General features: G+C 42.3%; 13 protein-coding genes. 4 read left to right on the top strand and 9 right to left on the bottom strand.

All coding sequences use genetic code 11. The annotated features are described in order from the left end of the window. A complete protein-coding gene (locus tag PGN18_RS02825) occupies positions 1–3,228 on the top strand; it encodes an error-prone DNA polymerase (protein ID WP_335317845.1) in 3,228 nt (1,075 codons plus the stop codon). Between the two features lie 279 nt (positions 3,229–3,507). Here the strand turns inward: PGN18_RS02825 and PGN18_RS02820 are convergent, their stop codons facing one another. From PGN18_RS02820 to PGN18_RS02800, 5 genes are all read right to left on the bottom strand, one after another. After that, on the bottom strand, positions 3,508–4,614 hold the full coding sequence (locus PGN18_RS02820; protein ID WP_335317844.1) for a glycoside hydrolase family 88/105 protein: 1,107 nt from the start codon (positions 4,612–4,614) through the stop codon (positions 3,508–3,510). Positions 4,615–4,641: 27 nt separating this feature from the next. Continuing rightward, positions 4,642–4,965, bottom strand: a complete 324-nt coding sequence (locus PGN18_RS02815; protein WP_335317843.1) for a hypothetical protein — start codon at positions 4,963–4,965, stop codon at positions 4,642–4,644. A 35-nt stretch (positions 4,966–5,000) separates the two neighbouring features. Then, positions 5,001–6,674 (bottom strand): RagB/SusD family nutrient uptake outer membrane protein, encoded by a 1,674-nt coding sequence (locus tag PGN18_RS02810; protein ID WP_335317842.1) that lies wholly within the window; start codon positions 6,672–6,674, stop codon positions 5,001–5,003. A gap of 10 nt (positions 6,675–6,684) precedes the next feature. Beyond that, a complete protein-coding gene (locus PGN18_RS02805; protein WP_335317841.1) occupies positions 6,685–9,750 on the bottom strand; it encodes a SusC/RagA family TonB-linked outer membrane protein in 3,066 nt (1,021 codons plus the stop codon). Positions 9,751–9,964: 214 nt separating this feature from the next. After that, a complete protein-coding gene (locus PGN18_RS02800; RefSeq protein WP_335317840.1) occupies positions 9,965–11,536 on the bottom strand; it encodes a family 43 glycosylhydrolase in 1,572 nt (523 codons plus the stop codon). A 272-nt stretch (positions 11,537–11,808) separates the two neighbouring features. On the opposite strand from PGN18_RS02800, the gene PGN18_RS02795 reads away from it, so the two are divergent. Continuing rightward, the gene (locus PGN18_RS02795; protein WP_335317839.1) at positions 11,809–14,991 is read left to right on the top strand and encodes a ligand-binding sensor domain-containing protein; all 3,183 of its coding nucleotides are present in this window, start codon (positions 11,809–11,811) and stop codon (positions 14,989–14,991) included. A 2-nt stretch (positions 14,992–14,993) separates the two neighbouring features. After that, a complete protein-coding gene (locus tag PGN18_RS02790) occupies positions 14,994–15,785 on the top strand; it encodes a response regulator transcription factor (RefSeq protein WP_335317838.1) in 792 nt (263 codons plus the stop codon). Positions 15,786–16,053: 268 nt separating this feature from the next. On the opposite strand, the gene PGN18_RS02785 is transcribed toward PGN18_RS02790, so the two are convergent. Together PGN18_RS02785 and PGN18_RS02780 are read right to left on the bottom strand one after the other, a co-directional pair. Continuing rightward, positions 16,054–17,409, bottom strand: a complete 1,356-nt coding sequence (locus PGN18_RS02785; protein WP_335318277.1) for a Gfo/Idh/MocA family protein — start codon at positions 17,407–17,409, stop codon at positions 16,054–16,056. A gap of 12 nt (positions 17,410–17,421) precedes the next feature. After that, on the bottom strand, positions 17,422–18,156 hold the full coding sequence (locus PGN18_RS02780) for a 3-keto-disaccharide hydrolase (RefSeq protein WP_335317837.1): 735 nt from the start codon (positions 18,154–18,156) through the stop codon (positions 17,422–17,424). A gap of 655 nt (positions 18,157–18,811) precedes the next feature. On the opposite strand from PGN18_RS02780, the gene PGN18_RS02775 reads away from it, so the two are divergent. Next, on the top strand, positions 18,812–20,407 hold the full coding sequence (locus PGN18_RS02775) for a family 43 glycosylhydrolase (RefSeq protein WP_335317836.1): 1,596 nt from the start codon (positions 18,812–18,814) through the stop codon (positions 20,405–20,407). Positions 20,408–20,551: 144 nt separating this feature from the next. On the opposite strand, the gene PGN18_RS02770 is transcribed toward PGN18_RS02775, so the two are convergent. Continuing rightward, positions 20,552–21,550: a DUF4973 domain-containing protein gene (locus PGN18_RS02770; RefSeq protein ID WP_335317835.1), complete on the bottom strand. Its 999-nt coding sequence runs from the start codon at positions 21,548–21,550 to the stop codon at positions 20,552–20,554. A gap of 19 nt (positions 21,551–21,569) precedes the next feature. Then, positions 21,570–23,657, bottom strand: coding sequence for a RagB/SusD family nutrient uptake outer membrane protein (locus PGN18_RS02765; RefSeq protein ID WP_335317834.1), 2,088 nt, complete (start codon positions 23,655–23,657; stop codon positions 21,570–21,572). Position 23,658: the final 1 nt, after the last annotated feature.

The raw sequence follows: 23,658 nt of genomic DNA, 5'->3' as shown, positions 1-23,658 counted from the left end.
ATGGAATATATAGAACTTCAGGTAACCAGTAATTTTAGTTTTCTTAGGGGAGCTTCACACCCGGAAGAACTGATTGATCAGGCGGCAGCCATGGGTTACCGCAAGCTGGCCATTACCGACCGCAATACCCTGGCAGGAATTGTACGTGCACATGTAGCGGCCAGAAACCATACTATCAAATTGATCCCAGCCTGCAGGTTAGATATACTGGATGGCCCGTCGTTATTGGCTTATCCAACAGATAGAGCAGCCTATTGCCGCCTTTCTGCTCTGCTTAGCCTGGGCAATAGCCGGACAGAAAAAGGTAGCTGCCATCTTTATCAGGCTGATGTGTTTGAATACAGTAAGGGAATAAAGTTTATTGTAATTCCCCCAGGTGAAATAAATTCCATTTTTGATTATCACGAGAATTTTAAAGCGCAACTCGCAGGTTTTAAATACAAACTAGGCGAAAATCTGTTTTTAGCTGCAACAATGGGTTATACCGGAGATGACCACAAAAGACTGTTCAGGCTAAACCAGTTATCAGAAATGTTGGATATCCCGCTCATTGCCACTAACGATGTACATTACCATCATCCCGACCGCCGTGAATTGCAGGATATCCTAACCTGTACGCGTGAAAAATGCACGGTCCAGAATGCCGGATTTTTGCTCCATCAAAATGCAGAGCGGCATTTAAAGGATCAGGCAGAAATGATGAGGCTTTTCAGGCAGTATCCTCAGGCCATAAATAACAGTATTTTATTGGCTGAGTCCTGCCAGTTTTCACTTGACAGTTTAGAATATGTGTATCCGGAAGAAGTTACTACGGATGGAAGATCGCCGCAGGAGGAACTTAGCTATTATTCCTGGAAAGGTGCTAAAGAGATGTTTGGCGAAAAAATCCCCGAAAAAATTGCAAGCAACATTCGGTATGAACTTAAATTTATGGAAGAAATGAACTATGCTTCCTATTTTCTTACGGTATATGATATTGTCAGGTTTGCGCGTTCAAAGGGTATTCTATGTCAGGGCCGCGGATCTGCAGCCAATTCTACGGTGTGCTATTGCCTGGGCATTACTTCGGTTAATCCCACCAAGTTCGACCTTCTATTTGAGCGCTTTATCTCTTCGGCCAGAAATGAACCGCCGGATATAGATGTGGATTTTGAACATGAACGCAGGGAAGAAGTGATCCAGTATATTTATCAGAAATACGGCCGCGACCGGGCAGCCATAGTGGCTACCGTAACCCAGCAGCATCAAAAAGGTGCGATACGTGATGTGGGTAAGGCCATGGGACTTTCGGTAGATACCCTGGCTAAATTATCCGGGGCAATCTGGGAATTTACCGACGAATGGTTTGAAGAAGCGCGGATATTGGAAGCGGGACTCAATCCAAAGGATCCGCTTTTAAAAAAGGTATTGCAGCTCACCGGGCAAATGATGGGTTTTCCCCGCCAGCTGGGCCAGCATACCGGTGGATTTGTGATTACACAAGGAAAACTGACTGACCTCTGCCCGATCATAAATGCACGTATGGCAGACCGCACCAATATAGAATGGAACAAAGACGATATTGATGCATTGGGCTTTCTGAAAATTGATGTGCTGGGATTGGGCATGCTCACCTGTATCCGGAAAGGATTTGAGCTGGCTAAAAAGCATTACAACCTTGATTTAACCCTGGCCAATATCAACGAATACGAAGATCCTAAGGTATATGAGATGATCAGCAATGCAGATACCATAGGCGTGTTTCAGATCGAAAGCCGTGCACAGCAGTCGATGTTACCACGTTTACGCCCTAAGTGTTTTTATGACCTGGTGATCGAGGTGGCGATTGTACGCCCAGGACCTATTCAGGGAGACATGGTACACCCCTATCTAAGAAGAAGAAATGATGAGGAGACCGTTGATTACCCTTCGCCAGAATTGGAAGAAATATTAAAAAGAACGAAAGGTGTTCCTTTGTTCCAGGAGCAGGCGATGAAAATTGCCATAGTCGCGGCAGGTTTTTCACCGGCAGAGGCAGATGCTTTAAGGCGCAGCATGGCCACTTTCAAATTTAAAGGTCTCGTAAACCAGTTTGAAAAAAAACTCATCAACGGGATGTTGGAACGCGGCTATAATGAGGATTTTGCCAAACGCATCTTCAAACAGCTGGAGGGTTTTGGAAGTTATGGTTTCCCGGAGAGCCATGCCGCGAGCTTTGCGCTATTGGTTTATGTGTCTTGCTGGCTGAAATATTATTATCCGGATGTTTTTGCAGCGGCACTGCTCAACAGTATGCCAATGGGCTTTTACCAGCCAGCACAGATTGTAATCGATGCCAGAAACCATGGCGTGGAGGTACGTGAGATAGATATTAACTATTCGGATTGGGACAATATCTTGGAGGAAAAAACCGGAAAATATCATGCCATTCGCCTGGGCTTTCGCCAGATCAAGGGCATTGCCACAGAAGAAGTGGAATTACTTGTTAAAGGAAGAACGAATTCTTATAAAATGATACATGAGCTTATGGATGCCGGAGTATCACAACACACGCTGGAAATTTTGGCTGATGCCGATGCCTTCCGTTCGTTGGGAATGGACAGAAGAAAGGCCCTTTGGGAGGTTTCGGCACTGGCAGACCGACCTGTTGCCTTATTTGAAAAACAAGCTTCTGAAAGTGAAAAAGAGCCACAGTTATCACTTCCATTGATGCGTAAATCTGAACATGTAGTACATGATTATGCCACTACCGCACTATCGCTCAAAGCACATCCTGTGAGTTTTGTACGAGAAAAGCTGAGTTTGCTTAATATCCTTTCTACAAAAGAAGCCGCAGCATCATGGGATGGTAGATTGGTAAAAGTTGCAGGGCTGGTGCTGGTACGCCAGCGGCCCGGGACTGCCGGCGGAGTCTGCTTTATCACGGTCGAAGATGAAACAGGAGTAGCAAACCTGGTTGTTTTCCAACATCTTTTTGAAAAGTACCGAAAGGAAATACTGGGCGCAAGACTGCTGATGGTAGAAGGAAAACTACAACGCGAGGGTGAGGTGGTGCATGTGATTGTTAAGCGCTGTTTTGACCTGACCAAGCTATTTAAAGGGCTCACCGATACAGGGCAGGAAGAACTCCCTTTATTAACGCTTTCAAGGTCAGACGAACGTATGCCTTACCCCGCAGAGAACAAACGTACACAGAAAAGAGAGCAGGCAGATGGAACGGTATTCCCTCCAGCCAGGAACTTTAAATAGTAACAGTTAATTGCCCAACCTGCAAATCTGAACGGCATGCCATATTATAAATTCATCTTACTGATTTGAAGGTGGAGGAGCTGGAAATGATGATGGGAAGAATGGGATAAATCATGCATTAAGACAATAGCGCTGGCCCCCATTTATTTAATTTCGACAGATTAAAATGCGCTAAAATAATAATGATAACCTGGAGACCATGCTCCAGGATTATCGAAATGTGTGCCAACCAGCCCTATGAGAGGAGGCTGCGTAGTACCAAATACAGCACACAAAACTTTACTTTTCCAATAGGGCAAACGTACACCACAAGTATGGCGACTGCCCGTGCGAATCGCCCACGTTTCTCGGGCGGTCATAATAATATTGTTTATCATTTTTCTTGTTTGTACCTACACATACTTCCGCAACATCCCCCTTATCATTGATGTAAGGTACCAATGCCAACCAGGCTTTACGGGCCACCGGTGCATATTCCTGCTTATCCAGCCACCCCTGTTTCACTCCGCTAATCAGCGCATAGGTAAACATGGCTGATCCAGATGTTTCGGCCCAACAATCGGGCTCATCAATTAACTGGTTCCACATACCGCTTGGCCTTTGGTAATCTTTCAAACTTTTCATCATCGTTTCATAACCTTTCAAAATCCGCGGGCGGTCTTTATTGTCCTTTGGCAGCAAACGCAATAGTTCAGTCATGCCTGCAGCCATCCAGCCATTGCCACGCCCCCAGTAAAAAGGCACATCGGGTGCATGGTAAAAAAGGCCGTTCGGGCGCTGTAGTTCATCCAGATAAAGTACCATTTCACGGGCGGCACGATCAATGTATTTCCGGTCGCCGGTGGCTTTATAGGCCTGAGCCTGCACAATGGTAATCATATACATATCATCGATCCATAGGCGCGTTTGCCAGGAAAAGCCTTTATCTGCCCATTCTTTCTGCTTTTGATCAGCATTAGGCGGAAGCGTCCATTGCGTATCTGCATAAGGCATACCCAGGTCGAAATAACGTTTGTCTTTAGTAATCTGATAGAGTTCCAATGGCAGACTACCAAACATATTTAAATCAACATGGTTCATAATCGGTAACAGCTGTCTTTCCTGCGAAGTAAGTTTCTCAAACCTTTCTTCCAAAAGTGATAGGAGCTTTTTATCTTTTGTTAGTTTGGCATATCTAAGCGCCCCTGTCCAATTAAAGGTTTCAGGATAGCTGATCCATTTGCCCGCATGGAGCATATGTTTTCGGTCAGGAAAGCGGTACGCTAAGCGTTTCCCTACTTCCTTTGGTCCAAAACCTTCCGGAAAATCTTTTAACAGGTTGTTCTGGGCAAATAAGAATTTACTGGTAATTAGGAGTAAAAATAAGGCAATTGATTTTCTACACATATACATTTATAATTTGGTCATCGTTCTTTAGTGGAAAATTTTTTCTTTCAAAAAAATATAGTCAGCTACCACGTTCAGCATGGTCTGATAATAAATATTCTTTTTTGATCTTTCACCGGCAAAGCAGACTGCATGGCCTTTACCTCCTTCAATTTCAGAAAAAACAAATTTAAAATCAGGTGAATAAAGCCAGGAATGCAGAGTAGCATCAAAATGAACAATGTGGCATTCGATACTATAGGCCCTGGTTGGTAAACTGAAAAATTCAAGCCAATAGGTTATTTTCAATTCAACAATGCCATAACCAAATAAATCAACCAGGACTTGTGTTTTTTCAACTGCTTTTTTCATTTTTTCAGCTTCACGTTTTGCATGTAAACCGGCTATTAGTAGCCAGGGTTCTGTTCGAGTCTTGCCCCATTATTACGCTCAATTTCTGAAGCAGGAATAGGCCATAGGTTATAAGTTGTAAGCACATCGTTATAATAAGGATTACATTTCTTTACACGATCGTAAACCAGACCAAGCCTCATCAAGGTGATCCTTCTTTTTTCTTCCGAACCCAGCTCACGCATCCGTTCGTCTAAAATATAATCAATGTTCACGTTCGCTGGCAATACCGGAGATGCATTTGATCTGGCGCGCACCACGTTTATATCGGCTGCAGCTTTATCCAGCTGGCTCAAACCTATATAGGCTTCGGCCCTGAGCAAATAAGTTTCTGCCAACCTGAACATGTACTGATCGGCATAGGTTCCACCTGCACTCGCCTTAAGCAGCAACTGTGATTTATCCTGAAACATCCCGTCAGGATGGTCGCCGGGTGTGGTTACTTTTGATTGAAAAGCGTAAAAATCTCTCCGCGGCACCGTAATGCCCGCAGGCGGGTTGATGGTGGATATGGTTTGCCCAAAGCGCGGATGTGCCGGATTGGTTACCTTAAACTCGCGAACAAAGTTGAATGGTGCGTTCCGAAGGTCTTTGTTAAAATCACTCTGCCAGATTACATCCGAAAAATATTTGGTAGGTATTGCCCAACCGATTCCCCTACCACCGCTATAATCGCTGATGGGGTATAAAAATGGCTGGATACTGCTTCCGGCAAGCCTGAAAGTGAGAAACTGTGGTGAAAAATGCCGCTCCATCTGGTAAGAGCCACCAATTCCTGTGGAAACTGCCCCACCGCCAGGTACATCGGTTTCAAACTGGATTACCCAAAGGCTCTCCCGGTTGGTTCCATTTTTCCGGTTTTGGTTACCACGCTGAAAAAGATCCCAATATACATTTTTTGTAGCATCTGACGCTTTCACCCCAAACCTGGCCGTCATCAGGCCAACATTGGGGTTAGTGATTACAGTAGAAGCTGCGTCCACCGCATTTTGAAACTGCCCGGCCGCCAGGTAAACTTCTGACAAGAGATGATAGGCAGCAAGATTATTAATTTCTCCATCCTGCACCACGTTGATGGCAGGCAGGTTGCCTGAAGCAAATTTAAGGTCGCTTATTGCTTGCTCCAACACCGCAGCTTTCGGTGCCCTTACATAATCTGTTTTAGGCGATACCACCTCAGTGGTGTTTAATGGCACGCCGCCATACAAATAAGTAAGGGTACGGAAAGCTAGGCCCCTGAAAAATTTGGCTTTAGCTTCCATTAGGGTTTTATCTGCAGGAGACAAGGCCGAAGCCGGAATCCGATCGATAATGGTGTTTGATTCCGCAATAATTTTATAAAGAGATGTCCAATGAATTAAAGGAATTTCGGTGCTTAGCGGAGAATAAGCTGCAACCATATTGGTATGCCTGGTAGTAGCCGGTTGACCATCAAAAACAAGGTCGCAACCAAACACATAATCGAAAGGCCGTTGCTCGCCGCTGTTATAAAACTCGCTTCTTACCCTGCTATATAAATTGTTTACGGCAGCATCAAAATCCTTAACATTATTGTAGGCATTTGAGGTGCTAAGAAAATCCAGTGGTTTTTCGTCCAAAAAAGATTTTTTGCAGGCAAAAAACGTCATGATGAGGGCAGCAGCTATAATCGTAAAGGTTATCTTTTTCATCGCTTTTTATTTAAAATGTAACATTGAGACCTAAAGAATAGCCTTTAAATACAGGCCTCCCGTCATTGGTCAATCCCTGGTTGGTTTCCGGATCCCAACCGTCCCACTTGGTCCAGGTAGCCAGGTTTCTTCCACTTATAAATACATTCAGGTTCTGCAGTTTCATGCGTTCAATCAGTTTACCGCTGAATTTATAAGAAAGAGAAACATCCTGTAGCCTTACAAAACTGCGGTTCTGAAAAAGTGGCGGGTTTAAGGTTGCAGAAACAATAGAACGGGGATACTTGCCATCGGGGTTATCTGGTGACCAGAAATCGATACCACTGAGGTAATTGTTCCTGATGGAATTGTCATCTCTGATCAGCCGCGCGGTATTGCCGGAAAGGTATGATTTATCTCCGCCCTGAACTGAATTTAAGAATATGCTCAAGGTAAAGTTCTTGTACTGAAAATTGTTCAGCAAACTGATTCTGTAGGCTGGCGCTGATGATCCGAGTATCGCCCTATCGCTCGCATTAATTACGCCGTCACCGTTTTGATCTACTATCCGATAGGTACCTGGTGAATAACCTGTTGGAATTTTTTCGCCTATTTGCCAGATTCCGTTCACCTGATAATCGTAAATTACAGCGGTAGGCTGGCCGATAAAAAGGCCACTCTGTGGAAGGTCATCTTCAACCCCGTCGCCATTAAGATCACCCAATAGCTTAACCACTTTATTTACATTCCTGGCAAAATTTAACGAAGATGTCCATTTAAATTCACCACTATTGATGTTTTTGGAGTTCAGGGAAAGCTCAATACCTTTATTATTCAATTGCCCGATATTGGTGAGGATGTTTCCGAAACCGGTAACGACAGGAATATTTACAGAATAAAGGAGATCAGTTGTTTTGGTATCATAATATTCGATTACACCTGACAACCTACTTTTAAGCAAGGTAAACTCCAGTCCTAAGTTGGCACCTGTGGTGCGCTCCCACTTTAAATCTGGATTAGATAAAGAATTAACCTGCTGGCCAAATTGTGTGGAACCGCCATCACCAAAAACATATGAAGCACTTACGCCTACATTGGCGAGCGATGAATATCTTGTAGTTTGATTTCCTGCAACGCCATATCCTACCCTTAGTTTCAGGTTATCTACCCAGTTAACTTTAAAAAATGGTTCTTTCGAAATATACCAACCAGCAGATACTGACGGAAAAATACCGTATTTGTTGTTTTCTGCAAAACCTGAAAATCCATCTCTCCTAATGGTACCCGTAAACAGGTATTTGCTATCGTAATTATAATTAAGGCGGAACATCTGGTAGTTCAGGGTTTCCTTCCATGCATTGGATATAGCAAAACGATTGGTGCCCTGCTGCAGGTTATCATAACCCAGGGTTAACCTTGAAAAACCTGTTGAATAAGCCCTGGTATAGCTGTTATCGCGCGCGATTGCACCGTAAAGCAACGTCCCTGTAAAACTGTGTTTACCAATTGCTTTATTATACGTTAAAAGATTATCAAAGGTATAATCATAATAGGTGGTATTCTCTTTCGAGGCCTGCCCGGTAAGGTTGGCATCGTACATGTTCGATATGTTTTTAAAATCGAGACGGTAATTGTTTCCAAAGCTAATTTTATAACTAAGACCTCTAACGGGCAGCTGCACATTACCATAAACATTGGCAAAGAAATAATTGTGGCGATCGTAATCTTTAGCCTGATAGTTAAGCAAGGGATTAGTTACGTTGGTATTGAAGGGATTGATTTTCAGGTTACCATTATTATCCCAGGGCAGAATTAGGGGAGACATCAAATTAATATCGACAAAATTTGGCTCTACCCCGTCTTCATTTACAAAAGTACCAAACGATTGCAGGCCAATGGTAAGCCAGTCTGTTGCTTTAGTTTCGATATTTGCCCTGATGGTTTTCCTTTTGAAAACATCGTTTTTGATAAAACCTGAATTCCGGGTTAAACTTCCTGATAACAGGTAGTTAATTTTATCTGTTCCGCCTGATACACTCAGTTGATTATCCACTATTGAACCCGTTTTAGTCGCTTCGTCATACCAGCTGAAATCATTTGGTAACAGATTGCCCTGCGCATCCTTCATGGAAGCATCTACCTTACTTACCAGATTAAATGCAGGATTAGGTTTGGTAAAATCGGGTGCAAGAAAAGCCTCATCATAGTACAGATATTTAATATGGTCTAAATATTCATCCCTTGCCATTGATCTGAGGTTTATATTCGGCTTTTGGGTTGCGTACTGGGAAGAAAAAGAAATTCTGGTCCGGCCGATGGCACCTTTTCTACTGGTGATGAGGATTACCCCATTTGCGGCCTGTGCACCATAAACCGCCGTAGCACTTGCATCTTTTAAAATATCAATCGAAGCAATATCATCCGGATTAATAGAAGTTAATGAACCATTATATTGTACTCCATCTAAGATAATCAATACATTCTGGTTACCTCCCAATGTATTTTGCCCCCTAATGCTGATGCCTGGTGTGGCACCCGCACGGTTTACCTGCCCCACATTTAACCCCGGCACCGTTCCCTGCAAAAGATTTGCCACGTTAGTGGTAGGTGAATTCCTAAAATCATCGAGATTTGCCCTCACCACCGATCCGGTCACATCTGCTTTTTTCTGTGTGCCATAACCTACTACCACCACTTCATCCAGATTGGCCTGTGAAGATTTTAGCACTACATTGATGTTCTTCAGGTTACCTACTGTTATTTCCTGTACATCGTAACCGATATAAGAAAATAAAAGCACCGTTTGGGCATCGGGTACACTGATTTTATATATCCCGTTCTCATCTGTAACAGCAGTAGCGGTGCCATTTTTTACCTTAACTGAAACCCCTGGAATCGGTGATTTTGTTTTTTCGTCTGTCACCTTACCGGTGATGCTGATATCGGCTTGCCCGAGAGTGGCAATTGCAGCTTTTTTATCCGGCACCATCCCTGCCTTTACATTATTGCTGGCGCTTAGTGTTGTGGAAATGGCCAACATCGCGAGCAGCAAAAAAGTTGTGGCTATAATTCTTTTTGGTAGAATGCTATACTTCATATTTGGTTAAATGATTGAATACGCTAAACCAGGTAAATGGGCATTACTGGCTTAGCGGATTGAACAAAGCGGTGATGCAGGTTGTTATATCTGGTTTTCAGGTATCAAAGTAAAAAAATGCTGTTTACAAAAAATGTTCATTCCTTTGTCGTTTTATCTCAAAATGGTATGAATGGTTGAGCACATTAAACACCTGTAAATAGCCGGGATCGCATTATTCGCCCACTGGTACAGGAATATTCACGCCAGTGGCCGTAGCCGTTCCGAAATTTGGTGAGCCATCTGCATTCCAGGTCAGTTTTTGCATCCTTGGTGTTCTTGATCCATTGCTGGTATTGGCTATGCTACGGGCATGGTAAATAAACCAGTTTTCGCTATGCAACACGCCATTCGGATCGGTATAACTACTGGTAAAAAAACCATTGTGGCCAGGACCATAAACCCCATTTGCATCGCTTTTAACAAATACCTGTTTTTTATTGATCCAATCGGCTGCTACCATCGGGTCGCCCCCATCTTTCAGCTGAATCTGCGCCAAACAATAATTATCGCTGCTGTAGCGGCTGGCAGAATATATAATAAATACCGGACTGCTGGCATCTTTTCTGAGCATAATAGGGCCTTCGTTAACACCCGCCCCTAAAGAGCCGCTGGGTTCATATTTTTCCCAGTTATTGGTGGGCGAGGATATTTTTACCCTGTCGCTACTTATTGTCCATGGGTTAGACATCTGAGCAATATAAATGTATTGTTTGTATTTGGTGGCTACATTCTCCCATCCCGACCAAATGAAATAGTTTGCAGATCCAACGGTTAAAACCGATCCGTCAATCGCCCATTGATCGCTGGGATCACTGATTTTACCTTTAAATGTCCAGGTACCTGTAGTAGGATCGGTATTGGAATTTTCGAGCACATACATCCGGTGGGTAACGTCGCCTTCATCATTCGCGGCAAAGTAGAGGTACCATTTACCGGAAAGGAAATGCAATTCTGGCGCCCAGATATTGGAAGAATAAGCTGCACCTGCAGGAGGAGTCCACACCACTGTTTCAGCTGCCGTAGAAAGTAAAGACATTGTTTTTGTTTTCCTCAAGCCGATATTACTCCCACGGGTGTACATAAAGTAATAATAACCATCCTTTTGAGCAACATATGGATCGGCCCGGCTTGCATTAATCAGTGGATTCTGGAAATTAGTATCATGAAAATTAAACATTCCCTGTGTACCGGTTAAGGTCGTTTTCTGCCTGATTTTAGCACCTGGCGTACTACCTTCGGGGTCAACGGCCATTTTCATACCGGTAGCCTTATTGGTAAGGGTATATATATTATTACTGCCGGTATAATTAATAGCCCATTGTTGTGCATCGCTGCCATCATCGGTACCTTGTTGCAAAATATCGCCTGATGTAGCCGATGGCGATTTGAGGCATTTATTGCTGGTCATATTAACCAGTTTGTAATAAGTGGCATCCGTTTTCACCAGCTTCCATTTTTGGCCATTGTTCGGAAACCACGACCATTGCTGTATAGCAGCATTTTCTGCCGTTGAATTACCGGTAACTTCTACCACCGGGCCATCAGGTAATGACGAATTTCCACGGATGCGGTATATTGCCCCATCAATCAAAGTACCCAATGGTGGCGCAGCGGCGATTACATTTAAGGCAGATAGTTTTCCGATTTTGCTTCCATCAGCACCTTCGGTTGCTGGACCTTTCTGGCAGGAAGCTATTAAAACAACAAGGGCGGTTGCCAGATGAATGAATAAGTTATTTCTCATAAGATAAATGTTAAAACTGCAAAGGATTGGTTAGCAGGCAGAATGATTTGCAGTAAGGTGATTAATTTGGTTAAAGCAGTTCAAAGTAAAGAAATGATGGCTTTAAAATTTGTTCATCTTTTTGTCGAAATGTCTCAAATCATATTCACTAAAACACACAAATAACTGATAATCAATAACTAATAAACAGCTTATTCAAAAACCTTTAAAAAGGCACCTAAACATAGATTACACCACAATCGGATTTATATATATTTGAGATTAACTTGAATATGCGTTTTGTATTATTTTTCTCGTTATTGAATTTGTTTTTTGCAGTTGCTACCTGCGAGGGGCAATCCCATTATTTCAGGCAATACCAGGCCGACGATGGTTTGGCACATAATTCGGTTAATACGGTTATACAGGATAAAAAGGGCATGATTTGGGTAGGCACCCGAGGTGGTTTAAACCGCTTTGATGGCTATACTTTCAAGACCTTTAAAAATGACAAAAGCCGCTTCGGAAATATTGGCAACAACATTATTGTAAGTCTTGCTGAAGATAAAAACGGCATATTATGGATAGGCACAGGCCGTGGCATTTTTAAATACGACCCTGTAAAAGAACTTTTTACACCACTAAAAACCGACTTTAAAAAGTACATCAACACTATTCTGGTGGATCATGAAAACAACCTTTATTTTTTAGCGAACAGGGTACTTTTTAAATATGTACAGCAAGATCACAAGATCATAGACTTAAAACTAAGTGCAGCCTGCCTTGCCATTGATGAACATCGGAACATTTTGGTTGGCAATGATAATGGCGAACTGGTTACTTACAACCCAAAGGATGGATCAAAAAAAAAGGTAAGAATTATAAGTGAATACATACCTGCAAACCTCCGGTCGATCAGCAAAATATATCCAACAGACAACCATAATATCCTGGTAGGATGTTTTAAACAGGGACTGAAAAGTTACAATACCAAAACCGGCTTGATCAGATCGCTAATCCTCAAAAACAGCGACAATACGGATCTTTACGTACGCGATATCACCCCCGGTGAAAAAAACGAATATTGGATTGCCACAGAATCCGGTATTTACCTTTATAACCTGGCCACGAATACGAATATTAACCTGCGTAAACAGCCCGGAGATCCGTATTCCTTACCCGACAATGCGGTATACACGGTTTGTAAGGACAATGAAGGTGGCATGTGGGCCGGTACTTATTTCGGGGGATTGGGTTATTTCTCCAGAAACAATGCACGGTTCGAAAAATATTATCCGCTGTTGGGTACCAATTCTATTTCCGGCAATGCAGTAAGGGAAATCTGTCCTGACGATAAAGGCAATTTGTGGATCGGCACTGAGGATACGGGTGTTAACAAATTCGACCCAAAAACCGGCCTTTTTACCAATTACAGAGCCAATGGCAAAGCAGGCAATTTATCGTACCCCAATATCCACGGCCTGCTCGCTTTGGGAAATCAGTTGCTGGTGGGGCCTTTTTTACACGGCCTGGAAATTATGGATATGGACAAGGGAAAAGTAATTGAACGTTTTAAGACCATCGGTGAAGAAAACGAGGAAACGAGCGATTTTGTACTTTCGATCCGCCGCACAAAAGATAACACTATTTATGTGGGTACAGGCTATAATATGGGTTCGGGGCTATTTATCTTTAATCAAAAGAAAAGAACATTTAAACGGGTTAAAGAAATCCCCGTAAATTCATATGTCTACGATATCTGGGAGGATCGGTTTGGCTATATCTGGACTGGCAGCGTATCGCGTGGGGCATTTTATTTTAACCCAAAAACGGGTAAACATGGCAACATTTCTTTTGGCGAAGAGGTGAATAATAAGGTTATCCATAATTTTCCGGTATGTGGCATTATGGAAGACAGCAATAATGCCATGTGGTTTACAACCGAAGGCGGTGGCCTGATCAGGTTGAGTGCAGACCGGAAAGTACTGAAAAAATTTACAACCGAAAACGGACTGCCTACCAACATCTTGTTCCGGGCTTTAGAAGATGACTCAAAACATTTATGGATCAGCTCGGTTAAAGGGTTGATCTGTTTCGACCTGCGGACCGAAAAATTCAAAATCTACACCAAATCAAATGGACTGATTACCAATCAGTTTAACTTCAGTTCAGCCTATAAGGCACCAAATGGCAGAATGTATTTCGGATCGGTAAGGGGAATGATTTCTTTTGACCCTAAAGATTTTGAACACAAAGACACTGCCCCTCCTACTTTTATAACCGGTTTTCAGCTTAACAATAAGGAAGTTCTCCCTAATGTTGAAAATAGTCCGCTGAGCAAATCCATTTCTTATACCGATACCATTGTATTGGCCCATAATCAAAATAATTTTAGCATCGAATTTGCTGCGCTCAATTATTCTTCACCTGAAGTAACCAGGTACGAATATATGATGAAAGGTATAGATCAGGCTACCACTTACCTCAACAATAATCGAAAAGCTTATTTCACAGATTTATCTCCTGGTAATTATACTTTTTTGGTCAGGGCAAAAAGCAATGTAGACAGCTGGACGGGCAAAGAGCGTCGCCTTTTTATTCAAATCCTTCCGCCATTTTGGAAAAGCACTACGGCTTATATTTGTTATCTGCTGATGATTGCCACAGGCCTTTTTCTGGCCATCCGCTATTATCATCGCTATATTGAACGGAAAAACTTCAATAAATTACAGCTGTTCGAACACGAAAAGGAAAAAGAGATTTATCAGGCCAAGATCGAATTTTTCACCAATATTGCCCATGAAATACAAACGCCGCTTACACTGATTTTAGGTCCGGTGGAAATGATGCTGGAAGATGCACAGGAACAGCCTTTGAAAAGCAGTTTGCTGATGGTTGAAAAAAATGCGAACCGCCTGGCCAAACTAACCAACCAACTGCTGGATTTCCGCAAAACCGAGATGCACCAGTTCGGCTTAAACTTTGTAAATACCGATATTAACCACCTCTTAAAAGAACAGGTGAATGCTTTTCAACAGGAAGCCCTGAAAAGTAATATTTCACTTGATCTCGAACTGCCCAAAACCCATATTATTGCATTTGCCGATCGTGAAGCACTGATCAAAATCTGCAACAATTTAATCTCCAATGCCATCAAATATGGAACAAGCCAGGTCATGGTGCGCCTGGGCATATCTGGCGAAACCGATGAGCACTTTAGCATTACCTTCGCCAATGATGGCAAGGGAATTCCCCTGCAATACCGTTCGCAAATTTTCGAACCGTTTTTCAGGTTATACGGTAAAGATAAACCGGGTACAGGTATCGGGCTCTCATTGGCAAAGTCGTTGGCAGAACTGCACAACGGTTCCCTACGGCTTTTGGAAAGTGATATGGATAAAGTGGTTTTTGAATTAATTTTACCTATACACCAAAAATTTGAATTTAAATTGAGTAGTTGGAAAAAGATAAAATAGATATGACGGAAAGTATTTTAATTATTGACGACAACGAAGAGATCCTTGAGTTTTTAACACAGGTATTTGGCAACAGTTATAAACTGCATTTGGCCCTTAACGGAGAGCTTGCACAGAAAATTCTGGATAATGAAATCGTTGACCTGATTATTTCGGATATTATGATGCCCGGTATTGACGGATTCGAACTTTGCAGGCTCATCAAATCCAATGTAGCATATTGCCATATCCCCATTATCCTGTTAACCTCCAAAAATACGTATAAAGCTCATATTGAAGGACTGGAAGTGGGTGCAGACCTGTACATTAAAAAGCCATTTTCGCCACAGCTATTAAGGGTACAGGTAGCTAACCTGCTTCAAAACCGTTTAAAAATAAAGGCCCATTTTGCCAGTTCACCTTTCGAGGATGTACGTGTGATAGCAAACTCTAAAATTGAAGAGGCCTTTTTAAAAAGGCTGGATGAATATGTGCGCAAGAACATTCAGGATCCTTATCTGGATATCGACCAGTTAGCCGAACACATGCACATGAGCCGACCAACCCTTTATCGCAAAATAAAAGCCATTTCGTCCCTATCGCCAAAGGAGCTTATTGATGTGAGCCGTCTTAAAAAAGCAACTAAACTGATTGCCCAAAATGAATTTACTTTTTTTGAAATTGCAAAAATGGTCGGTTACAGTTCTCAAAGTTTATTTAACAAAAATTTCCTGAAGTATTTCAAAGTAACCCCACAAGACTATATGAATTCGCTGAGTAAAGATACAAACCAACAAAATACCGTAAATGAGTAGCTTAAAAATACAAAGCTTTGTATGAAAGGTCTGAGGACACAGACCCTGGCTGCTTAGTGAGCATAGGTGCTAAAGGTGGTGATAACATAAAAAGCCTTTTTAACAATAGCGTTGAGGAAAGATCTCTGTATGCAATTGCACCAGGTAATAAATATAAAAATATACAAGCTGATGTGTCCCTTAAATGTCTGGCATGGTAAAACCAAAGACAAATGGTTTAATAAGGTCTGTGAAGACACAGACCTTGGAACTTTGTTGTTTGAGGCTGTTAATATTTAAAAACTTTTCCTTCTACCATTACTTCCTGGCGGGTGGCATCAAAAGTGGCCTTTCCGCCGGTACGTACCGCGGCATTTGTCATGATATTTGCAATAGAATGCTGATAACCTGCTTCTACCGGGGCGTTAGGTTCTTTCCTGTCGCGGATACATTCCAGCCAGTTGCGCATGTGATTGGAGCTTAATATATCGGCACCTGTGTTGGCCGACGCAGCAGCAGCAGATGGGGCGGCAAGTTTAATTTCAGGCAGCAGGTTAGCTTTCATTTTCATGGCCGCTGCCGCCCTTTCAGTTAAACCACCACGCGGTGAGATGGTATTGGTAATCAAGTTAAGTTCCCCTCCATTCGAATAATAAATCTCTGCAGGTTTTTCCTCCCCATTGTGCATCCTGGAACTAAATACCACCTGGAAACCTTTTGTTAGGTCATCAAATGGCCCGTAATCGAAAACGGCTGTGGTGGTGTCCCAATTGCGTCGGCCGTCTTTCCATTGATAGATGCCTCCATTGGCGGTTACGCTGCGTGGATGTGACAAACCCGTAAACCAATGTACGGTATCAATCTGATGGCTCATCCATTGGCCTGGCATACCAGATGAATAAGGCCAGAAAAGACGATACTCCAGGTAAATCCTCGGATCAAAGGCCTCATATGGGCGGTTCAATAAAAAGCGTTTCCAATCCGTATCTTCCTCTTTTAATTTCGCCACCAGATCAGGACGGCGCCACCGGCCCGGCTGGTTCACATTCCAGCTGAGTTCCACCATGGTAATATCACCAAACTTACCAGCATTAATAAAATCGGCAGCTGCTTTGTAATTTTGTCCGCTACGACGCTGTGAGCCGATCTGCAAAATCTGTTTAGAAGACCTTACTGCTTTTAAAGCAGCACGGGCATCTTCCATGGTTTCGGCAAAAGGTTTTTCGCAATACACATCCTTTTTATTTTTAACCGCCTCAATGGCATGCAATGCATGTGCAAAATCGGGCGTACTGATAATTACTGCATCAAGATCTTTTAGGGCATAAAGTTCATCATTGTTTCTACAGGTGGTGATGCCATGGCCGATTTTGTTTTTGATATGTTCAGCACCTAAAGTACGACGGTAATTCCAAAGATCGGAAAGCGCAACAATATCAAAGTTCAGTTCTTTATGGTGGTTTAAAAAGCAGGGAAAGAGTGTATCCTTGAAACGGTCAGAAAACCCCACTACGCCAACCCTAACCCGATCGTTGGCACCGATAATATTCGCATAACTCTTTGCAGACATTCCGATGGTACCTACATAGGTACCGGCCGCAGCAATTGTGGCCTTTTTTATAAAGTCTCTTCTCGACTCTTCCATCATTTCTGGTCGTTAAAGTGTTTTAATTTTGATGTTCCGGTAAGAAACCGTGTTGCCATGATCCTGTATCAGGATATGGCCTTTTTTTGCCTCACCAAAGTTTTTCCATGTTTTGTATTTACTTCCGGCTACCAGTTTTTTAAAATCTTCTGAACCACGCTCATACTCCACCACTTTTAAGCCGTTTAACCAATGCTCTACATGGTTGTTCGGATAAACCCGCACTTCGCCACTGTTCCACTCGCCAATTGGTTTAATTACCGAAGCAGCTTTGTTTGACGGGATCAGATCGTACAGAGAAGCAAGTTTACGGTTACCGTTTTTGCCGAGTTTTGCATCCGGATGTTTTTCATCATCCAATACCTGAAATTCGAGGCCAATACCTGATAGATTGGTTTTTTCCTCTTCGGTTACAAAATATTTAATTCCACTATTTGCACCTGGGCTAAGTTTGAAATCGAACTTTAAGATAAAGGCTGAAAATTCATCACGGCTAACAATATCGCCTCCCGAACCCTGCTCTTGTCCGTTTGATGCCAGTACGGTTAAAATCCCGTTTTTCATCTCCCAGCCTTTGGCTGGAAATTGCGCTTTGAATATGGCACGCCATCCTGTTGCATCCTTACCATTCCACAACAGTTTAAAGCCTTCTTTTTTTTCGCTTTTGCTCAATGTATTTTGAGCATACGTTACGTTTAAGGTAAAAATGCCTAGCAACAGCTTGTAAATTGGCCTGTAGTTTTTCATTGAATTTTATTATTATAAATTATTGAGGTGTTTTAAGTTTTGGTCTTGATGGCGGATCAGATGCCTCTCCTGAATAAAACCAGACAGACCAGTGCGTTCTATAACTATTAAGATAATGGCCATCATATTTGCATGAATATGCTTAACGGATTTATAATTGGTTCTTCTGCCAAAGTAAGCCAATGGGCTTCGCAAAATATGTTCAATTTATTGTTGATTTGTCTCATTTTACCTGATTAAAAAACAAAGACGTACAAAAATATCCAGTTTAAAAACGGTTTGCTCTAAGTAAATCCAACATGCAGAAAAATAAAATCAATAACCTAAAAATCAATAATTTAAGGCAATAAAAAGACAGCAAAAAAGATACTAAAAAAGAACAAATGATGTGGCTTTTACTAGTGATAAATGATGCATTTAAGCATACTCGCTCCATTAAAGCTGCCTTTCTCCCTCCATATAATTGTTTATTTTCGGACCAATAAGCAATAACAAAAAGACAATTTATCCCCTTATATACATGCTCAATTTTCGGTTATCTACATTCTTTAACCCATCTTTAAATGGTATTAAAAGCATATCAAATCAAGAAAATTCGGTCTCAAAAGAGCCTTATAATTTTAGGGTTCGACCTTTTGTCACTTGTTTGATTGTTTTGCTGATCAGCTTTTGCCTCTTTTCCTGCGGATTAAAAAAAACGCAATCTGGTCACTTCAATACGGAGCATACCGCCTCTTTATTGTTAAATCCTGCTTTACCTGGCGATAATCCGGACCCTTCTATCATCAGGGTCGGAAAAGTATATTATGCCACTTCAACCACCAATGAATGGGCGCCTTATTTTACCATTTATAAATCAACCGATCTTAAAAACTGGAAACTGATCAATCACGTTTTCCCCGATGGATTTAAGGATATGAAAAACCAGTGGGGCGAAAATAATTTTTGGGCTTCAGAGTTAGTGTATGATCAAAAACAGAACCGGATTTATGCCTATTACACGGCACATAACCGCGAAACAAAAGGCAACCCGGGTTTACAATGTGGAACGGCATGGATAGATGCAGAAAAAATTGAAACGGGTAAATTTACTGACAACGGTCCTGTGATTATTGAAGATGAATGTGGTGCGATAGATGCCTTTGAATTACAGCAAAACGGCAAAATTTATGCTTTCTGGAAAAATGATGGCAATGGTTGTGGAAAGGAAAGCTGGATCTGGAAACAGGAAATTAATGATAGCCGCACCAAACTGCTAGGGCAGAAAAGTAAGGTATTTACCAATAGCCAGCCATGGGAAACGGGATTGGTGGAAGGGGCCTGTTTTTTTACTTTGGGGGAATATGTGTACAGCCTGTATTCGGTTGGTGGCTGCTGCGATGCAAAATGCAATTACAAAACGGGAATTGCCAGGACAAAAGACCTGAACAGTGGCATATGGGAGAAATATAGCAATAACCCGATTATGATGAGCAATGATAAGTGGAATTGCCCTGGTCATGGTACAGTGGTAAAAACTGCAGATAACAGGCTATTTATGCTTTACCATGCTTTTAATAAAAATTATGATGTTTTTGTAGGTCGCGAAGGTATTATAGAAGAGCTGATAGTTGGGGCAGATGGCTGGCCTGTACTGCACAATGCTACCCTACCTAACCGTCCAAAAGCTGATCTTGATTTTATTGACAATTTTGAAAAGGATCAAAAACTCGATCTCGCCTGGCAATGGCCTTCCAAATCGCAAAGGCCCTTAATGCATTTTAACAATGGTTTAAAATTAGCTGCATCTGATGAAAATCATTCGCTTGGCACTTTTTTAGGCCAGTACATTAAAACCATCCATTTTAACATCACCGCAGAAATACAGCCGGGGGATGCAAAAACCGGCATTTGCCTTGGAGGAGCCATATTTAAAAGCAAGTGGCCTGGTGAGCTTGGCGGCATAGGCATTACGGCTTCAAAAGATGGATTTGTTGTTTTTGATAATTTTGAAGGCAATTACACCATTCTTAAATCATCGTCTGAAAATTTAAATAAACCTGTGCAGTTAAAAATGCAAATCAGTAATAATGGCAAACAGATCGAGTTTTTCTATAAAAAACAAGGAGCAGAATGGCTTAGCTTTTATCGTACGGATTTTTTAGCCGACAAATATGTACCCTGGGGAATGGGCTATCGGGCAGGCATTGTGGTAAAGGGAGCGTCTTCTCAAACAGGGGCTTTTAGCAGTTTCAAGCTGATCAATAATTAAGCCTATCATCCTATGATGGCCATCATCATTTCTATTGCTCTATTGGTCGGTGTCTCACCGACCAATTAACTATAATTCCATGGCTATCCTATCATTCTAAGATGGTCGGTGATACACCGACCAATAATGTACCTGATTAAACTGTTACCACTGAATTTGCTGATCTTCATCCGGTATCAGCGTATTCAGGTCGCGCTGCATCGATAAAGTTCCCTCTACTTTATATTTCAGCCTTTGACCGGGTACAGTGGTATAATCTTCAAACTCGTAAGACAGGTAAAGGGTGGTGTAAATATGTTTTAAGTAAGGAAGTTTCGGATCCATTGCCTCATCCCTGGTATAGTAAGATGGTGTTGTACCTATCTTAAATTTGTTATTACTCGTATTGTCGCTCCAGATTTCCAGCTTTTTCTTCTGCACATCTATTTTCTCATCGGTAAATTTGATAAACACCTTATAATTCTTGCGGTCGAGGTAATCAATATCCCTGATCCCTGCATATAGAAAAATGGTCTTATCATCTACCACAAAAGTTCTATGGGTGTTTAAGGTTAGCGGTTCTGTATCCCCTTCCAGGAATATTTTATATAAGGTTCCGCCGTATTCGCCGGAGTAATCGTTAAAAGGCGTAATGCGAAGCATGGTTCTGCGGTAATATTTGTTTGGATTTGCCTGGTAATCATATGAAGGATCGCTTAAAATCTGTAGGGGCAACACCCATTTATCGGCCTGATCAAGGTTGCCCAGGGTAAAATCAACCGGTATGGTTACCGTACTTGCACCTGCAGGTACCGCTATACTTGTTGGCATGCTATAATAATTTTTATCCAGTTGCCTGAAATACAGTTCCTGCCGGTGGCCATATTGTTCCTGGTTCAGTTTTACCAGGGTATCAGGATCTAAACCGATATGGATTGTACGGTCTTTAACATTTGGGGTAGAACCGCTGATAATAACCGGTAAATTAAACCTTAATTTCCCCTGGGCATTATAACGGATGTAACACCAGGTTACACCCTGGGCAGTTGGATTGGATTTAAATGATGCCATCTGGACGAATTGCTCTTCTTTCCACTCATCACGGCATGATGCGCAGCATATCACTGTTGCTACCATGAAAATTAATTGATATATATGTTTCATTATTGTAAATGCTAATCGTTTATTCAGGATTTGTCCAGCCCGGGTTTTGGGTCAGGTATTTATTACGTTTTAATTCATCATAGTGAATTGGCCAGAACCACATTTTCAGGGTAAAGATGGAAGGTAATGAAGGTGTTTCTACCACCGTATGAAAAAGGTCTGCCTGTGCTTTGGTGGCGTAGGCATTGTATCCATAAACCGGCGCAGATTCTTCTGAGGGGGCGTCCGTCCAACGGCGGAGATCAAAATAACGTTGCCCTTCTGCAAAAAATTCGATCTGCCGTTCTCTTTTTAACTTCATACGGAACTGGTTCGGATCAGTATATACCTGGTTCGTATAATCCGACAATCCTGCACGGATACGGATAGGCTGGATTCCTCTTTTCATTTCTGAAACATTCCGTGATAATACATGTGTATGGCTACCATCCCACGAAGCGATATTATAAGAACCATTTAGCTCATTTAAGGCTTCTGCATAGATTAGCAATACTTCTGCATAACGAATGGCAGGGTCAACTTTTTGCTTCATCCTGCTTTGATCGTAAGCTGTTACTGCTACATTACTAATATCGTCGGGATGGATGTATTTTTTAATTCCTACGCCTGTACGGGGCCAGTAAGAAGTATTTTTGTAGCCATTAGGATCACCCCTGTAATAAAATATCTGCATGTTATTCTTTTCATCTTTTACGGTTTCGGCATTCAATAAATTCCAGGTTGAGCCGTTATACGAAACCGACGCATAAAACCGGGGCTCGCGCTTGGCGAACTGTTTGTTTACACCTACACCCAGCGGGCCCAATTCGGGATAACTGGCCAACTCTTCTTGTTTAACATAACCTGTTGCACGAGGTGCCGAATTGTAACGCCCTTCGTAACCTGGCCTACCGGCATACATGCTGTTCATACCGGGTATATCGCTACCATTGTTCATGTAATACGCATCCACTTGCTTCTGCGTCATGCCATGCGAGTTGTAGCCTTTTCCTTCCAGGCGCGGCAGCTGGTGCAATACCAATACATTAATGCCTTCACCACCCTGATTTTGACCATGGGTAAAAATTAGTTCGGGATTTTGGTAAGCTGGAACCGTTCCATTAAACAAAGAGCGATAAGATTCGAAAGGGTCGATATCGCTCCAGCCAGATGGCCAGGCACTGTTAGAAAAATTACTATCAAAAGGAGGTGTTACCGTTGCCGGGTAGGCAGCATCGCCTGTTGCCCTTTTATAGGCCACATACAGGCGGTACTGCCCTAAATCCATTACATCCTTTGCAGCAGCGGCGGCTCTCGCCCATTTCGATTCATCGTAAGTGCGGGAAAGTAAAGGCTTGCCATCTTTGGTTACCATGGCCGCCGCTACTTCTGCAGGTGCTTTTCCATTCGCCAGCGGACTTGCAGCATATAACAATATCCTGGCCCGGAGTGCCAGCGCCGCCCCCCGCGTTGGCCTGGCCACCTGTTGTATACCTTGCTGGGTTGATAGCCCTTTGGCAGCTTCTGCCAGCTCGTTAGCGAGGTAAACCGCACATTCTTCGTAAGAATTTCGCGGTTGGGCAATATCATCATATTCTTTAGTGTAGTCGATACCTTCGCTGGCTATAATGGGTACAGGACCATAGGTACGCAGCAATACCCAATAAAAGTAAGCCCTTAAAAAGCGGGCCTGCCCTTTTAAATCAGCAATTTCTTTTGCTGAAAATTTGGTATTGATATCAATGTTATTAATGAAAATAGAAGCTTGCCTAATTCCTTTATACGCTGTATTCCATATTTCTTTACTTTCACCGTTCAGCCCGTTCTCAGTATACTGCCCGTTTTTCCATCTTTTATAGCCATCATTTTCGTCGCCATAATACATGTCATCAGCAAAATTAAAGGGTACGGTTTTCTTGCTGCTCACATCCTGCATGTAATTACTGCCTAAAAAAGAGTATGCCTGTGCAAGCCATCTGTTTGCATAGTCGGGGTTGGTAAAAACCTCTTCCGTGGTTAACCTTTCATCAAAAAGATAATCGGAGTCGAGAAATTTCTTACAACCGTTCATAGTGACAACAGCGATCAACAGGCTCGATAACACGATTGTTTTTTTCAAATTCTTCATT

This window comes from Pedobacter terrae, assembly GCF_036946585.1.
GTDB classification, from domain to species: Bacteria; Bacteroidota; Bacteroidia; order Sphingobacteriales; family Sphingobacteriaceae; genus Pedobacter; species Pedobacter terrae_C.
The sequence above is the reverse complement of the archived record's forward strand: the minus strand, read 5'-3'. Positions and strand labels throughout refer to the sequence as shown.

Coding starts and splice junctions, on each gene's coding strand:
- PGN18_RS02780 (WP_335317837.1), bottom strand. CDS start 18,156: ATGAAAAACTACAGGCCAATTTACAAGCTGTTGCTAGGCATTTTTACC.
- PGN18_RS02805 (WP_335317841.1), bottom strand. CDS start 9,750: ATGAAGTATAGCATTCTACCAAAAAGAATTATAGCCACAACTTTTTTG.
- PGN18_RS02765 (WP_335317834.1), bottom strand. CDS start 23,657: ATGAAGAATTTGAAAAAAACAATCGTGTTATCGAGCCTGTTGATCGCT.
- PGN18_RS02825 (WP_335317845.1), top strand. CDS start 1: ATGGAATATATAGAACTTCAGGTAACCAGTAATTTTAGTTTTCTTAGG.
- PGN18_RS02810 (WP_335317842.1), bottom strand. CDS start 6,674: ATGAAAAAGATAACCTTTACGATTATAGCTGCTGCCCTCATCATGACG.
- PGN18_RS02795 (WP_335317839.1), top strand. CDS start 11,809: ATGCGTTTTGTATTATTTTTCTCGTTATTGAATTTGTTTTTTGCAGTT.
- PGN18_RS02790 (WP_335317838.1), top strand. CDS start 14,994: ATGACGGAAAGTATTTTAATTATTGACGACAACGAAGAGATCCTTGAG.
- PGN18_RS02785 (WP_335318277.1), bottom strand. CDS start 17,409: ATGGAAGAGTCGAGAAGAGACTTTATAAAAAAGGCCACAATTGCTGCG.
- PGN18_RS02770 (WP_335317835.1), bottom strand. CDS start 21,550: ATGAAACATATATATCAATTAATTTTCATGGTAGCAACAGTGATATGC.
- PGN18_RS02800 (WP_335317840.1), bottom strand. CDS start 11,536: ATGAGAAATAACTTATTCATTCATCTGGCAACCGCCCTTGTTGTTTTA.
- PGN18_RS02820 (WP_335317844.1), bottom strand. CDS start 4,614: ATGTGTAGAAAATCAATTGCCTTATTTTTACTCCTAATTACCAGTAAA.
- PGN18_RS02815 (WP_335317843.1), bottom strand. CDS start 4,965: ATGAAAAAAGCAGTTGAAAAAACACAAGTCCTGGTTGATTTATTTGGT.